Below are 12798 nucleotides of genomic sequence, written 5' to 3'. Positions count from 1 at the left end.
GGGGCGTGCGCGCCATGGCGTCACCTCCGCCGTGCGTCCGTACGGGCGACCGGGATGTCCGGTACGGGTCGGTGCCCACGAGCCCTTTATAAGCGGTCGCGCCCCGCCGCGCCCGCTCAGACGACGGCGACGGTGACGCGGTGCCGGAGGGTAGCGGGCCCATCAGGCAGGGGCGAGGGGGCGGGCCCGCTCGTAGAGGTTTCGTACATGCTGGTTCCGCATGTGGGGACGGATCGCGGACATCATCGACCGGTACCGGTCATCGCAGCGGCCGGATTGCACATGCTGGTAGTCGTCGAGCATCCGCTCCCAATCCGCACACGCTTCTTCCAGCCGTCCAACCTGTAGCTTCCGCTCGGCGAGCATCGCCCCGTACCGGACTCTCGTCCTTCGGTACACCGGCTCCCGGAGCCGGTCCGACTCCTGCATTGCCTCTACCGAACCGGCGACATCGCCAAGGGAGTAGCGAACCTGCGCTATGTGGTAGTGCAGAGACGAGGGGTCGTAGGAGCCGAACGTCTTCGCCCGGGATTCCGCCTGGTCCATAGCGGCCTCGGCCTCCCGCATCCGACGGAGGGCCATGGGTTTGTCGCCGCTCTGCGCAGCAGCGTGAGCCTGTTGCCCGGCGAGAAACGCCCGCATCCTGGGTCCGGCCTGCGGGGACGCGGTCGCTGCGGCGTCGGCGAGCTGGAGTGATCGGGCACTGTGACCCAGGTCTACGGCTTGAACGCTCATCCCTCTCAGCGTTGTGCAGTACGTCAGGTGATCCTCCGCCCCGCCTGCCAGTTCCAGGGCCTTCGTGTAGTACCGCTGGGCCAGCCCGTCAGCCCGCTCGTCCATTGCCATGTACCCGGTCAGGTAGCAGTGGTCGGCGGCTGCCGACAGCATCGCTTTCCGAACGTCTTCGGGGCCGTCTTCCTTGAGGTACGGAGCGATGGTGTTCACGATGAACGCTGCTGCCATCGGTCGTGCGTGCCGGCCGCCGAACATGTCGTCGATTTCGCTGATGCGCACTGTCATCGCCACCACAGCGTCGACTTCAGCATGGCCGATCTTCATTCGAGGGTTGCGGCGGTACGAGGCGAACCTCTCGATGGCATCCGGAAAGCCGGGGATCAGCGCCGCGGCGGAGTAGAGACCGGCGGCTCCGAGTATCGCCCGCCGGGACGGGTCCATGTCCACCCCTCCCAGTTCGATCAGTTCGGCCACGGTGTCCGGTGCGTTGGCCGGGGAGCCCAGGGTTCCCCCGAGACCAACCTCCTTCGGCGTAATGGGCCTGGACAGCCGCCGGGAGAACGCCTCAAGGATCGCGTCATGCACCCGCTTACGCGGGACGGTGCCCGTCAGCCAGTGACACACGGCTGAGTCGTCGTACCTCAGAGACAGTCCCAGCTCCGTCCCGACTCGGTTAACCGCGCGAGCTACCTCGCCGTTGGTCCAACGGGCCTCATCGATCAGCAGGGCGAGCGACAGATTCTGGGCGGCCATGACCGTACCTTCCCCGACATTCAAGTCTTTCAACTCCCCACCCTGGCACGGACATACCCACCGTGAGTGCCGATCGGTTCACTGTTCGTCAGTTGCTCGGGGCGGAAACCTCGCCATAAGCCCCACATGTACCTGCGAACAGGCGTCCCGCCATCGGAGAGACGGAGGCATCCATGTCACCCATCCTGGCCAGCCCAGCGGCAGCCCCGACTGCGACAGCTCCGGGCCATGCAAGATCATTCCGCTGCGACATGGAGCTGCCACGCAGCTCACGGCCTGGTGCACCGTTAGATGCTCAGGACAGGCGGAGGCCGGGTCAGGTGCGGCGCATCGTCCGCGCGTACCTGCGGCTCTGGGGCCTCGACGACCTGGCGGAGGCGGTTGAGCTACCCGTCAGTGAGCTGGTGACCAACGCGTTCCTGCACGGTCGGGGGAGCGTCATCGAGTTCCGTATGTGGCGGGATGAGTCGTTCGTTCGGATCGAGGTGGGCGACGGCACCACGGTGACAATCCCGAAGGGGACGCCGGACGATCCCCTCGCCGAGAGCGGTCGCGGGCTGTGCCTGATCGCCGCGTACGCCGACCGCTGGGGGCTGGCGGAGGACGGGACCCGTGTCCGGTGCGCCATTCGGATTCCTGGGGGTGGCCGGTGATCCCGGAACCGTCCTGGGGCCGACGGTTCCTCACGGGGTGCGCGCATCCGATCAAGTGCCTCCGGAACAGACACGACTGGGCAGTTGAGATGACAGGGTTCGGCCTCAGCTCGCTCTTCATCGGGCTGACCGGATTCCTCGCCATCGCCGCATGGGTGAGCTCACTCACCATGAAGTACGGCTTCACGCCCTAGAGCCGGTCACCCGGGGCACTGGGTGCTCCTCGCTCCCGTATAGCCGACGGCCTCGCGGACACCAGCGTGCAGCTGCCGTACGGATACCTGCTCAGCCCCTCCAGACGCCCAGACGATTGGATCGGAGAAGCGATGACAGAACTAGGTCTTCCATCAGTTCCGCCCAGGAAGGTGCGAGAGATCGGCACAGGGGTCGTGTTCGAGGGAAGCGGTCACCACTTCAGCGCCGCCCCCGATGTGGACATCGCGGCGGCCTCGGCAGCCGCGAAGGTGCCCCTGTCGGTGATCGTGCAGGTGACCAAGCGGTGTGACTTCGACTGCTCGTTCTGCTCGGAGGTGTTACAGCTCCCGGACCCGACGCTGGAGGAGCTGGACACCGTGCGAAGGAATCTGACCGGTGTCGGCCGGGTCTTCCTGTCGGGCGGGGAGCCGCTGATGCGCAAGGACTTCCACGAGATCGTGGAGATGTACCACCGGGACTTCGTCCTCGCCGTGCCGACGAACGCCACCCACGGCCTCAGCCACGCGCCCCGGATCGCCGGAAAGGTCGCCTTCGCCAACATCGGTCTGGAGGGGCCCCGGGCCACGGTCCGCCGGGTACGCGGCGATTACGACAAGCAGATGGCGGGCGTCCGTGCCCTGATGGAGCACGGCATCTCACTGTCGCTGTCGGCTGTGGTGTACCGCTCAACGCTGTCCGTGCTCCCGTTCACCGTCCAGATCGGGGACGTGCTCAACGCCGGGAAGGTCAAGCTCATCCTGCCGCTGCGCAAGGGCAACGCGCTCAATCTCGCCGAGCACGAGTTCATCACACAGGACGAGGCCGAGTCCACGTTCCAGCATCTCCGAGGGCTCCGCGCGGAGCACCAGTGGTCGCCCGCGCTGCGGCTCACGACGTGGACCCCCCAGAACGAGGGTCACATGATCGTCATCGAGCCGAACGGGATGGCACGTGCCTGGCCCGTCTACGACGCGAAGGATCTGTGGGAGCCGTTGGGGAACGTCCTGGAGGAGCCGATCACCGCCATCTGGCGGCGGTACCGGTTCAAGGAGAACCACTACGCGAAGTACCTCGGGCGCTCCATCCACGCCGTGGCGCAGGGAGTCTGAGGTGCGGGTGCTGACGAACCTGGGCTGGCCCGATACGCCCTTCGGGTCGACCGGGCGGCCGGTGCAGAGGCCGGTGCAGTGGCTGACCGGGGTCTCCTGCCAGTGGGCGGACGCGGGCACGGGCCCGATGCTGATGAGCGCCGCGGCGGTGCTGATGCCGGTGCACCGCACGCGGTCCACTCCGGTCACGTCTCAGCTGGCGCATTACGGGTTCAAGGTGATGGCGGCGGAGACTGACCAGGATCGTGCTCTGCTGGACATGCTGGACGAGTTCCTCATCCAGGCGCGACGGCAGGCTCAGATCATCGCCTGGCACTCGGCCATGGACGACCTGCATGGTCTTCGTGGCCTGTCCCGCTCCTGCCAGGGGCACCGGCATCCCGGTATCGCCGCGGTGTCCGAAGCCTGGGAGAACCGCGAGCACCGCGCAGCGGGCACGGCGCGTTGCGTGGACACGGCTCTGGACCTCGACCCCACCCTCGGGATCGCGGATGCCTCCGCCGCGCACCGGCTGACGGTCGCCGACGAGCTGCTGGTGCTCCAGCACCCGACCCACGCCCAGCTCTGCTACGACATCCTGGCCGAAGCGGGTGAAACCGCTCTCGTCACCGAGTCACTGGCAGCCGGGGCGCTGACACAGGCCCTGATGTCCACGCTGCTGGGCGGGAAGGCGACAGGCCGCCTGCACTGGGAGGAGCGGGACGGGTGCGAGGGACCGCTGAATCTGCACGAGCTGGTCGGCACGGTCGCCTGGGACCAGTTCCCGACCCTGTTCACCCGCACCCCCAGCTGGTAGACGAGTAGCGTTCTGCGGGGGCCGTGGGCATCGGGCCCGTGTCCCCCGCTCACGGCAGGAAAACATGATCACCATCAACAGCCACGCGCATCCCGACCGGCTGCCGGAGCGCCGCGCGGGCACCGTCCGTATCGCCTCGATCGACGTCGAGTGGACCAAGAACTACCGCATCAAGAACGGCAACCGGCCCTTCTGCTACTCGATCGTCTGGCTCGACCTACCCTCCGGCACCTTGACGGACCTCTCCGACGTTCCCTACGCGTTCACCAGCGTCTACGTCGAAGACCCCGCCGAGAAGAACGACCTCGTCGCCTCGGCAGCCGCCACCCTGCGGGCCGCGAGCGATTACGCCGACCTCATCACCGGACACCAGCTCTGCGCCGACCTCGCCGTCCTGGACGCCAACGCACCCCACGACGACGCCGACCTCACCCGGGCCCGCGCCTACTGGAAGCAACGCCGAACCAGCAATCCCGACGCCGTTCAGTACGTGGACACCCGCTACGACGCCGGGCACCTCCTCACCGGCACGTCACGACGGCTCGTCGACGTCTGCACCGAACTCGGACTCGACGTCACCCAGCCCGAACTACGCGGCACCTCCATGCCCGCGCTGCACCGCCGCTGGACCGACGACGCCGACACCGAAGGCCGCGAACGCGTCAGCGTCCTCAACCTGCGCCACTCCCTGTCCACCGCCTACGTCGCGGCCCGGACCGAGGGCTTGGGCCACTGGGGCCCCGACGGACTGAACGTCAACCGAGTCCTTTCCCACGGAGCCAACGGCGCCTGGGGCTGGCTCACCCACCCGACCTTCACCAAACTGCTGGAGGGTCCATGCCGATCCGCGACTGCACCGTTATCGCCGTCGAAGGCACACAAGCAGCCGGCAAGACGACGCTCGTCCACGCACTGACCGCACATCTGCGCGAACAGTCCATCAACGCCCTGTGCACTGGTGAGCCCGCCCGTTCCAGCCCCTTCATGGAAGAGATCGTCCTCCACAACAAGGGCCACTTCGACCTCGCAGCCGAACTCGACCTCTTCGCCCAGCAGCTCACCGTTCCCCTACGGGCAGCGCGTCACCAACAGCTCCTCATCACAGACAAGACCCCCGCCAACGTGCTCGCCCTGGCCCGCCTGGTCCTCGACGCCACCGAGCCCAGGACCGCAGCCGTCCTCGCCGCCTGCGACGCTCTGTGCCGGGCCTGGATGCCCACCGCGTACGACCTGCTCCTGTACTGCCGCGACCGCTTCGACCAGAAAGCGGGCGGCGACCGGATGAGGGAGAAAGTCCTCTCCCTGCAAGACGAGGCTGACCACGCCGTCTACCAGGCATGCGAAGACACCGGCGTCCCCATCCTCGAAGTCCCCACAGGGATGAGCACTGCCGAGCGTGTCCAGTGGATCGCCAAGCGGGTTACCCAGCTGGGGATCACCGCGATCTGACCGACCGCTACAGTCCCCCGACGACCTACCCCGCACCGTTGGAGGACCAGTGCCGCAGTCCCATCCCGTGAACGACGTCATGCTCATCCTCGAACGCGGCAGCGACCTGCTACTCGCCGAACGCAAGAACACCGGCTACGCCGACGGCCTTCTGAATCTGCCCTCTGGCAAGGTCGAGCACGATGAAGACGTCTACGACGCGATCATCCGCGAGGCAGAAGAAGAGATCGGTGTCCGACTGCGGCGAGAGGCCCTACGGCTCGTCCACGTGATGTACTTCCGCAACCCCGAGGGCGGAACCCGGGTCGGCTGGTTCTTCGCGACGAACGAATGGGGCGGCGAACCGGTCAACGCGGAGCCTCATAAATGCGCCGGCATCGCCTGGCATCACCGTGATCACCTCCCTGACAACACCGTCCGCTACAACATTCTCGGCATCAGCCACTACATCAAGGGCGAACCGATGTCCGTCCACTGGCACGACTCGCACATGGGCAGGTGAGGGAGCCTGGAGCAGCCGGACTCCCATGTGCCCACGAGCCCTTTATAAGCGGTCGGGCCCCGCCGCGCCCGCTCAGACGACGGCGACGGCGACGGCGACGGCGACGGGGTGCCGCACCACCGCGTCGAAGAGATGTCCCTGGGCCGCATCGTCACTCCCTGGGGGGCGGCTCGGGCATGTTGCGCTCACCGTGGCTCCGGACGGGAGCGCCGCGTCCGGCTCGGGTGGCGCATCAGGTCGTGGAACGGCGCACGGGGCGCAGCATGGACGCGAACACGGGTGAGTCGGGGAAGGGCTGTTGTTCTCCGATTTTCCGGTATCCCCATGCTTCGTAGACGGCCTGAACGGCTCCGTCGCCGGCGGCTGGGTTGACGAGCAGGGTGACGCGTTCCTCGTGTCGCTGGGAGAGCCATGCTTCGTGCAGTTGCCAGGCGACTCCATTGCCTCGCCAGGGCTTGCGGACGACGATTTCGTTGAGGGCGACGGTCCGCTTGCCGTCTTCACGGATGAACTCATCCGGTTGGGGTTCCGACATCGAGGTCCACCATTTGGTGTCGGTGCCCAGCGGCATGCCGAAGCAGAAGCCCACAGGATCGTCGTCGTCGTAGCCGATGACCGCTGTCCAGCCGGGCCGGGATGCGTACATCGTCAGTCGCTGGTCGTATCGGTCAACGTCATAGAATGGCCCGGTCAGCCCAAAGTCGCGGTGTCGTACCTCTATGTGAATGTCGAGGATCGTCTGGCGGATGGCGGGCAGGTGCTCGGCTGTGGCCTGGCGGATTTCGAGGGTCACTGACGTCGTTCCTGTCGCTCGGTGTAGCGGGCCGTCCATTCGGAAATGCACTTGGCTCCACGTGCCTTTGCTACCAGCTCGCGGTTGAAGCGAGCAAGACACCTACCGGTACGCCCGGTCAGTGAATCACCAGTACTGGTGGCCAGAACCGACAGGGCCGTTGCACATGCCTCCTCGACATCGCCTTGCCGGAGCTGGGTCAGCGCCAGGTGGGTCGTGTAGTAAGTGCGGTTACGGCGGTACTGGGGACGTAGCCGTGCCAATGTTTGGTGAAAATGGGCTTCGGCCTCGCTGTGGCGGCCGACGCGCGCCATGATGAGCGCGGACAAGCCGTGGAGTTCAGCTCTGTCGTAGAAATCTATCCAGGCGGGCCGGGGTGTGGCCGGGTCGGCCCGGTCGAAGGCCACGCGGGCCTGGTCCATGGCTCGCAGGGCAGCGGTGGTGGCGATGGTGTCGCCGGCCTGCGCTTGGACCCCTGCCAGACGGGCGGAAGTGAGCGAGGCGTAGAGAGGATCGCGGCGGCATGCGGAAGCGTTCCGTGCGGTCTGGGCGGCGGCGATCGCTTCATGGATCCTGCCGGGTTGCTGAGATGCCAGCAGGGACGCGTGGCTCCAGAGCCGCAGTTGAATCTCGGAATTACCGGACAGCCCCGCGAGCATGAGGGCTTGTTGCAAATGACGGTGTGCGCGGTCCGGGCGGAAGTCGTCTACTGCCGCCCAGAGCGCAGTACCGGTAAAGGCCGCCGCGAGATAGTAGAGACGCGACCGTACGCGCTCGGTGGTGGTGCCGATGGCCTGGCGTTCCAAGGCGTGGCGAGCGAACGCGAGGGCTCGGGTCTCCAACTTGATCGTGCCTCCGTGCGCATTGTCCGCGACGACAAGCTCGGCGAACGCGGCCTCCAGCCCATTGACATCCCTCATTCCCACGCGGGGGCGGGCGGCAGCGTTCGGTACGGATACCAAGGCCGCCGTTGTCAGGGAGAGGGTCGCACCGGCGAAGGTACGGCGTTTCACAGGATCCTCCGATGGTGGCGATGCAATTGCCGAAGAGGAGAGTTCACCTCCTCTCGCTCCGGAGCGGGGAACGAACCCCAGCTCTAAAGCGCTGACCTGGAACTCTGCCTCTAGAGCTACCCTTTGCCGCTTCTGCGGCCATCGTGTTTTTCCGGTCAGCCAGTTGCGAATGTGCCGGTCCGTGAGGTTGCCCGGTCTGCCGGTCAGCCCCTCGATACGGTCGTTGAGACGCTGTGCAAGCTCAGCCTGCTTCAGCCCGGTCGCCTCCATGTGCACTGCCAGATGGACGTTGTCCGCCATGAACCTCACGGTAACGGCGCCCCGGCCGTGAGAGCCCTTCCCAAGGTAAAAATTGCCGGTTCACCGCAGCCGAGAGGCTGTCGGTATTGCCTGTCCACGCCTACCTGTTCACCGGTTCACTGAATCCGGTGAGCAGGGAGGCCGATGACCGGACCACGGCTTCCGTGCCCGAACCCCCTCGATGGACGGCCCGCTGCAACGAGCACGAGCGGCGGTCTGCACCCCGGATGGACGGAGACGCCACCATGTCACCCACACCGGTGAACCGGATGACGAGCCACGGCCTGGTGGCCGAAGGCGTGACTTCCGCTCAGGTGCCTGCGAACCCTTGCGATGTATCGATGGCACGCAGCACGAGGGCTGGTGCCCCGATAGACGTTCAGGACAGGCGGAGGCCGGGGCAGGTGCGGCGCATCGCCCGCGCGTATGTGCGGCTCTGGGGCCTCGGCGACCTTGCCGGGGTCGCTGAACTCGTGGTCAGCGAGCTGGTGACCAACGCCTTCCTGCACGGCCAGGGGAATGTGGTCCGGTTCCGGATGCGGCGGGATGAATCATGTGTCCGGATCGAGGTGGGGGACGGCACGCCGGTCACGATTCCTGAGCAGCAGTCGGTGGATGTTCTCGCGGAGGGCGGCCGTGGTCTGCTTCTTGTCGCCGCCCACGCCCACGAGCTGTGCCTGACGGACGACGGAACCGGTGTCCGCTGTTCCCTCCCGATCCCCGGGGGTGTCCGGTGATCCCGGGACCGTCGCAGCGTGCGCGCCCCTACCCTCTTGCCCCGCCGACCGAGCTCGTGCCCCTGGGGGGCGGCTCGGGCATGTTGCCAGGTACGGGGCGTTCCACGGGGCGCCCTCCCGTGCGGAGTCGGCACAGCCGTGGTGGCCGGTACAGCCGTGGTGGCCGGCGCCGGCGTGCGGTCCGGCCCAGGTCGCGCTGGCGAAGGCCACCGTGGCCGTGGCCGTCCCGCTTCGGGCCGCTGGTCGCGGTCCGACGTGTCCGCGTGTCAGGGCACGGTGATGACGATCTTGCCGCGTGCGTGGCCGGTGGCGCTGACGTCATGAGCTGTGGCGGCCTCCTTCAGCGGGAACACGGCGTGCAGCGGGACGGTGAGGCGGCCGTGGTCGGCGAGGTCGGCCGCCAGCGGAAGTCCTGCCCAGCCCGGCGACTCTCCGGCTTCGGAGCGGGAGAACCGCACTCCGTGCCGGTCGGCGTCGAAGTCCGCGATGGTCACCACGCGGTGCGGGTCGCCGACGATGGCCACCAGTTCGGCGAGAGAGCCCTTGCCAGCCGCGTCCAGAGCCACATCGACACCGAGCGGGGCCAGTGGGGCAAGGCGATCGGCCAGCCCCGCCCCGTAGGTGACCGGTACAACGCCGAGCTGGTCGAGGAAGCCGTGGTTGGCTTCGCTCGCGGTGCCGATCACGGTGAGGCCGCGGGCCCGGGCGAGTTGCGCGGCAATGGTGCCGACGCCTCCGGCGGCACCATCGATCAGCAAGGTCATGCCTTCGGCGGCTTCCAGCGCTTCCAGCACACGTGTGGCTGAGTCGATATTGCCCGCGGCGCCCCCCGCTTCCTCGAAGGACCATGACTGAGGCTTGGACGCCCACGCCTCCAGCACGGCGTACTGGGCCGCGGCGCCTCCCTGATCCAGGAAGGGGACGAGGCCGAAGACCGCATCTCCCACGGCGGTGCCGGTCACCCCCTCGCCCACCTCGTCGACGATTCCCGCGGCATCCATGCCGGGGATATGAGGGAAGTCCACGGTGGCGATGGACCGCAGCATCCCTGAGCGCAGGTACCAGTCGGCAGGGGTGACTCCGGTGGCACGCACCGCGATGCGGACCTGGCCGGGCCCGGCGTGCGGCTCTTCGACTTCCTCTACGCAAAGCACCTCGGAACCGCCATAGCGGTGGTACTGCACAGCAAACACGGAAAACCTCCGTACACATGGCACGTCGTTCAGCAGGAGAACTCGCAGCCGCTCACCTCTGCGGCAGAGAGCCGGCCGCGGGGCACCACGGCACCAGGTCACGCTAACCCGCTAAAGGGTCGACCTCTTCCGTTTGTGATTAAGTGGGAGACATGCCTGCCCAACTGCCTCGGAACCCGCCCCCCTCCACCTCCGGCACCCCCGTCCCGGGGCAGAGAGCCGACGCCCGGCACAACCGCGCCCGGCTCCTCCAAGCCGCCCGCGAGGCGTACGCCCTCAACGGCACCGACGTACCTTCCAGCACCATCGCCCGCAGAGCGGGCGTGGGTGCCGCCACCCTCTACCGGCACTTCCCGACACGCGGCTCGCTGATCGCCGCCGCGTTCTCCGAACAACTCAGCCAGTGCGTCGCAGCCCTCGACGAGGCCCTTCAGGACGACGATCCCTGGCACGGACTTCGCAACGTCCTCACCAAGGTGTGCACGATGCAGGCCCAGGACCGCGGGTTCAGCGCCGCGTTCCTCTCCCAATTTCCCGACGCGCCCGACGTCCATCGTGAGCGTGCCCGCGCCGAGGCGGGCCTCGCCCGGCTGGTACAGCGTGCGAAGGACACCGGACAGCTGCGCAAGGACTTCGACCCCAGCGACGTCACCCTCCTGCTCCTGGCCAACAACGGCGTCGTGCGAGAGTCCCCGGCGGCCTCCATGGCCGCATCCCGCCGCCTGCTCGCCTACTTCCTCCAGTCCTGCCTTCCGACGGACGGCACACCCCTGCCCCAGCCCGCGCCGCTCCGCCTTGACGACCTCTACAAGCCACCGCATCGAACGGGGTGACCGCCGACTTGATGTACTTCCGCAACCCCGAGGGCGGAACCCGGGTCGGCTGGTTCTTCGCGACGAACGAATGGAGCGGCGAACCGGTCAACGCGGAGCCTCATAAATGCGCCGGCATCTCCTGGCATCACCGTGATCACCTCCCTGACGACACCGTCCGCTACAACACCCTCGGCATCAGCCACTACATCAAGGGCGAACCGATGTCCGTCCACTGGCACGACTCACACATGGGCAGGTGAGGAAGCCTGGAGCAGCCGGACTCCCCTGGGCGCCCACGAGCCCCTCATCAGCGGCCGGACCCCGCCGCGCCCGCTCAGACGACGGTGACCGGGTGCCGCACCACCGCGTCGAAGAGATATCCCTGGGTGTTGTGGACGGTCCGCTCCGGCTGGACGCCGCGGGCGCGGTCGGTGGCGCGGGCGAGGATCTCGACCCTGCCTGTGGTGCGGGGGCGCCAGTCGGCGCTCCAGCGGACCCAGCCGTCGCGGCGCGGGGTGTCGCACAGCCGGGCCGGGCGCCAGTGCTCGCCGCCGTCGGTGCTGATCTCGACCGTGCGCACCGGCGCGGCGGCCGACCAGGCGCGGCCGGTGAGCGTCATGGCGACGCCCGCCGCCACGGTCGCGCCGAACGGCAGTTCCAGCGCGCTCTTGATGGTCTGCCGGGTCAGCGGGGCGCTGCCGCCGGCCGGGTGGGCGGCCCCGAAGAGCCGGTAGAACTGCGTGTTCCACGGCGATACGAGCGGTGTGTCGCTGACTTCGATGTCGCCGAGCCATTTGACGGAGGCGATCCCGATCCAGGACGGGACGATCACCCGTACCGGGAATCCGTGGTCGTACGGGAGGGGCTCGCCGTTCATCTCGTACGCGAGGATCACATCGTCGAGGGCTTTGGCGACGGGCAGCGGGCGGCGCACCCGGCCGAGGTTCACTCCGCCGCTGATGAACTCGTCGTCCAGACCGCGCGGCATCACCTCGACGGCCGACGCGGTGATGCCCGCGCGGTCCAGGACGTCGCGCAGCCGTGCTCCGCGCCAGCGCGCCGCGCCGAGCGCGCCGAGCGTCCAGGGGGTGCCGCTGACGGTCTCGCCCTGCTGGGCGGTGAAGAGGCTGCGGCCGTTGCCTGCGCACTCGACGACGGCAGTACGGGTCACAGAGGGCAGGGAGCGCAGCTGTCCGTAGCCGAACTCCACCGGACGGCGTCCGCGCAGACCGCTGCCCCACACCGTCAGCGTCCAGTCGCGCTCGTCGATGACGGGGGTGGAGGTGTGGTTGCGGACGAAGAAACGGTCGGCGGGGGTGAGCGGTCCGGTGTCGCGCAGTGCGGCGAAGTCGGTCTCGGCGTTGGTTCCCCGGAGGGTGAAGATCCCGGGCGGGAGGGGTTTGACGATGCCGGGGGCGGCTCGGGGGACGGCCTGGGCGGGGGCGGCGTGGGCGAGGGGCGCGGCGGCGAGGGGCGCGGAGGCGATCAGCTTCAGGAGGCGCCGGCGGTCGGGGGCAGAGGTCAGGACGGTCCCTGGGAGTGGTGGGCGGCGGTCCGGGGCCGGGCGATGCCCGATGAGCGGGAGACGGCCGCTGAGGTCAGCGGCGACAGAGGAGCGCGCGGCGCGAAGGCACGGGCGGGAGCCCGCCGTCGCGTGGAGGAGCGGCCATGCGCGGGATCATAGAGGCGGGTACGCGCAGGGGGTAGGGGGCACTGCGGCGCGCTTGACCGAACCGTGGCCCCGGGCTTGACCGG

At 68.1% G+C, this 12798-nt stretch carries 14 protein-coding genes; 9 read left to right on the top strand and 5 right to left on the bottom strand.

The window, feature by feature from the left end; translation table 11 throughout:
• Positions 1–162: 162 nt before the first annotated feature.
• Positions 163–1488 carry a tetratricopeptide repeat protein gene (locus FF041_RS06560; RefSeq protein WP_153521428.1) on the bottom strand — a complete coding sequence of 442 codons (1326 nt, stop codon included), beginning with the start codon at positions 1486–1488 and terminating at the stop codon, positions 163–165.
• 320 nt (positions 1489–1808) lie between these two features.
• Between FF041_RS06560 and FF041_RS06555 the strand changes: the two genes are divergently transcribed.
• The 6 genes from FF041_RS06555 (at position 1809) to FF041_RS06530 (ending at position 6192) form a co-directional block, all read left to right on the top strand.
• A complete protein-coding gene (locus FF041_RS06555; RefSeq protein ID WP_323391376.1) occupies positions 1809–2141 on the top strand; it encodes an ATP-binding protein in 333 nt (110 codons plus the stop codon).
• Positions 2142–2530: 389 nt separating this feature from the next.
• Entirely contained in the window at positions 2531–3445 is a 915-nt protein-coding gene (locus FF041_RS06550; protein WP_323391375.1) for a radical SAM protein, read from the top strand.
• A gap of 7 nt (positions 3446–3452) precedes the next feature.
• Entirely contained in the window at positions 3453–4241 is a 789-nt protein-coding gene (locus FF041_RS06545; protein ID WP_228388052.1) for a hypothetical protein, read from the top strand.
• Between the two features lie 64 nt (positions 4242–4305).
• On the top strand, positions 4306–5157 hold the full coding sequence (locus FF041_RS06540; RefSeq protein ID WP_153521424.1) for a hypothetical protein: 852 nt from the start codon (positions 4306–4308) through the stop codon (positions 5155–5157).
• On the top strand, positions 5079–5690 hold the full coding sequence (locus FF041_RS06535; RefSeq protein ID WP_153521423.1) for an AAA family ATPase: 612 nt from the start codon (positions 5079–5081) through the stop codon (positions 5688–5690). The genes FF041_RS06540 and FF041_RS06535 overlap by 79 nt, the downstream gene beginning before the upstream one ends.
• Before the next feature lie 67 nt (positions 5691–5757).
• The gene (locus FF041_RS06530) at positions 5758–6192 is read left to right on the top strand and encodes an NUDIX hydrolase (protein WP_323391374.1); all 435 of its coding nucleotides are present in this window, start codon (positions 5758–5760) and stop codon (positions 6190–6192) included.
• A 232-nt stretch (positions 6193–6424) separates the two neighbouring features.
• Here FF041_RS06530 and FF041_RS06525 read toward each other — a convergent pair whose 3' ends face one another.
• Both FF041_RS06525 and FF041_RS06520 read right to left on the bottom strand, forming a co-directional pair.
• Entirely contained in the window at positions 6425–6985 is a 561-nt protein-coding gene (locus FF041_RS06525) for a GNAT family N-acetyltransferase (RefSeq protein ID WP_323391373.1), read from the bottom strand.
• Complete coding sequence (locus FF041_RS06520) at positions 6982–8298, bottom strand: tetratricopeptide repeat protein (protein WP_153521422.1); 1317 nt, start codon at positions 8296–8298, stop codon at positions 6982–6984. Before FF041_RS06520 ends, FF041_RS06525 begins: the two co-directional genes overlap by 4 nt.
• 404 nt (positions 8299–8702) lie before the next feature.
• Here FF041_RS06520 and FF041_RS06515 point away from each other — a divergent pair, with 404 nt between their 5' ends.
• Positions 8703–9035: an ATP-binding protein gene (locus FF041_RS06515; RefSeq protein WP_323391372.1), complete on the top strand. Its 333-nt coding sequence runs from the start codon at positions 8703–8705 to the stop codon at positions 9033–9035.
• 266 nt (positions 9036–9301) lie between these two features.
• Here FF041_RS06515 and FF041_RS06510 read toward each other — a convergent pair whose 3' ends face one another.
• Positions 9302–10228, bottom strand: a complete 927-nt coding sequence (locus FF041_RS06510; RefSeq protein ID WP_323391371.1) for an NADP-dependent oxidoreductase — start codon at positions 10226–10228, stop codon at positions 9302–9304.
• 152 nt (positions 10229–10380) lie between these two features.
• On the opposite strand from FF041_RS06510, the gene FF041_RS06505 reads away from it, so the two are divergent.
• Together FF041_RS06505 and FF041_RS06500 are read left to right on the top strand one after the other, a co-directional pair.
• On the top strand, positions 10381–11061 hold the full coding sequence (locus tag FF041_RS06505) for a TetR/AcrR family transcriptional regulator (RefSeq protein WP_153521420.1): 681 nt from the start codon (positions 10381–10383) through the stop codon (positions 11059–11061).
• Positions 11058–11303, top strand: coding sequence for an NUDIX hydrolase (locus FF041_RS06500; protein WP_194291947.1), 246 nt, complete (start codon positions 11058–11060; stop codon positions 11301–11303). Before FF041_RS06505 ends, FF041_RS06500 begins: the two co-directional genes overlap by 4 nt.
• Before the next feature lie 74 nt (positions 11304–11377).
• On the opposite strand, the gene FF041_RS06495 is transcribed toward FF041_RS06500, so the two are convergent.
• Positions 11378–12568 carry a sulfite oxidase gene (locus FF041_RS06495; RefSeq protein ID WP_153521419.1) on the bottom strand — a complete coding sequence of 397 codons (1191 nt, stop codon included), beginning with the start codon at positions 12566–12568 and terminating at the stop codon, positions 11378–11380.
• Between the last annotated feature and the right edge of the window lie 230 nt (positions 12569–12798).

It is taken from the genome of Streptomyces jumonjinensis (genome assembly GCF_009600885.1).
GTDB classification, from domain to species: domain Bacteria; phylum Actinomycetota; class Actinomycetes; order Streptomycetales; family Streptomycetaceae; genus Streptomyces; species Streptomyces jumonjinensis.
Note: the sequence above shows the minus strand (reverse complement) of the source record. Positions and strands in the feature narration are given on the sequence as shown.

Coding starts and splice junctions, on each gene's coding strand:
- FF041_RS06560 (WP_153521428.1), bottom strand. CDS start 1,488: ATGGCCGCCCAGAATCTGTCGCTCGCCCTGCTGATCGATGAGGCCCGT.
- FF041_RS06540 (WP_153521424.1), top strand. CDS start 4,306: ATGATCACCATCAACAGCCACGCGCATCCCGACCGGCTGCCGGAGCGC.
- FF041_RS06535 (WP_153521423.1), top strand. CDS start 5,079: ATGCCGATCCGCGACTGCACCGTTATCGCCGTCGAAGGCACACAAGCA.
- FF041_RS06520 (WP_153521422.1), bottom strand. CDS start 8,298: ATGGCGGACAACGTCCATCTGGCAGTGCACATGGAGGCGACCGGGCTG.
- FF041_RS06505 (WP_153521420.1), top strand. CDS start 10,381: ATGCCTGCCCAACTGCCTCGGAACCCGCCCCCCTCCACCTCCGGCACC.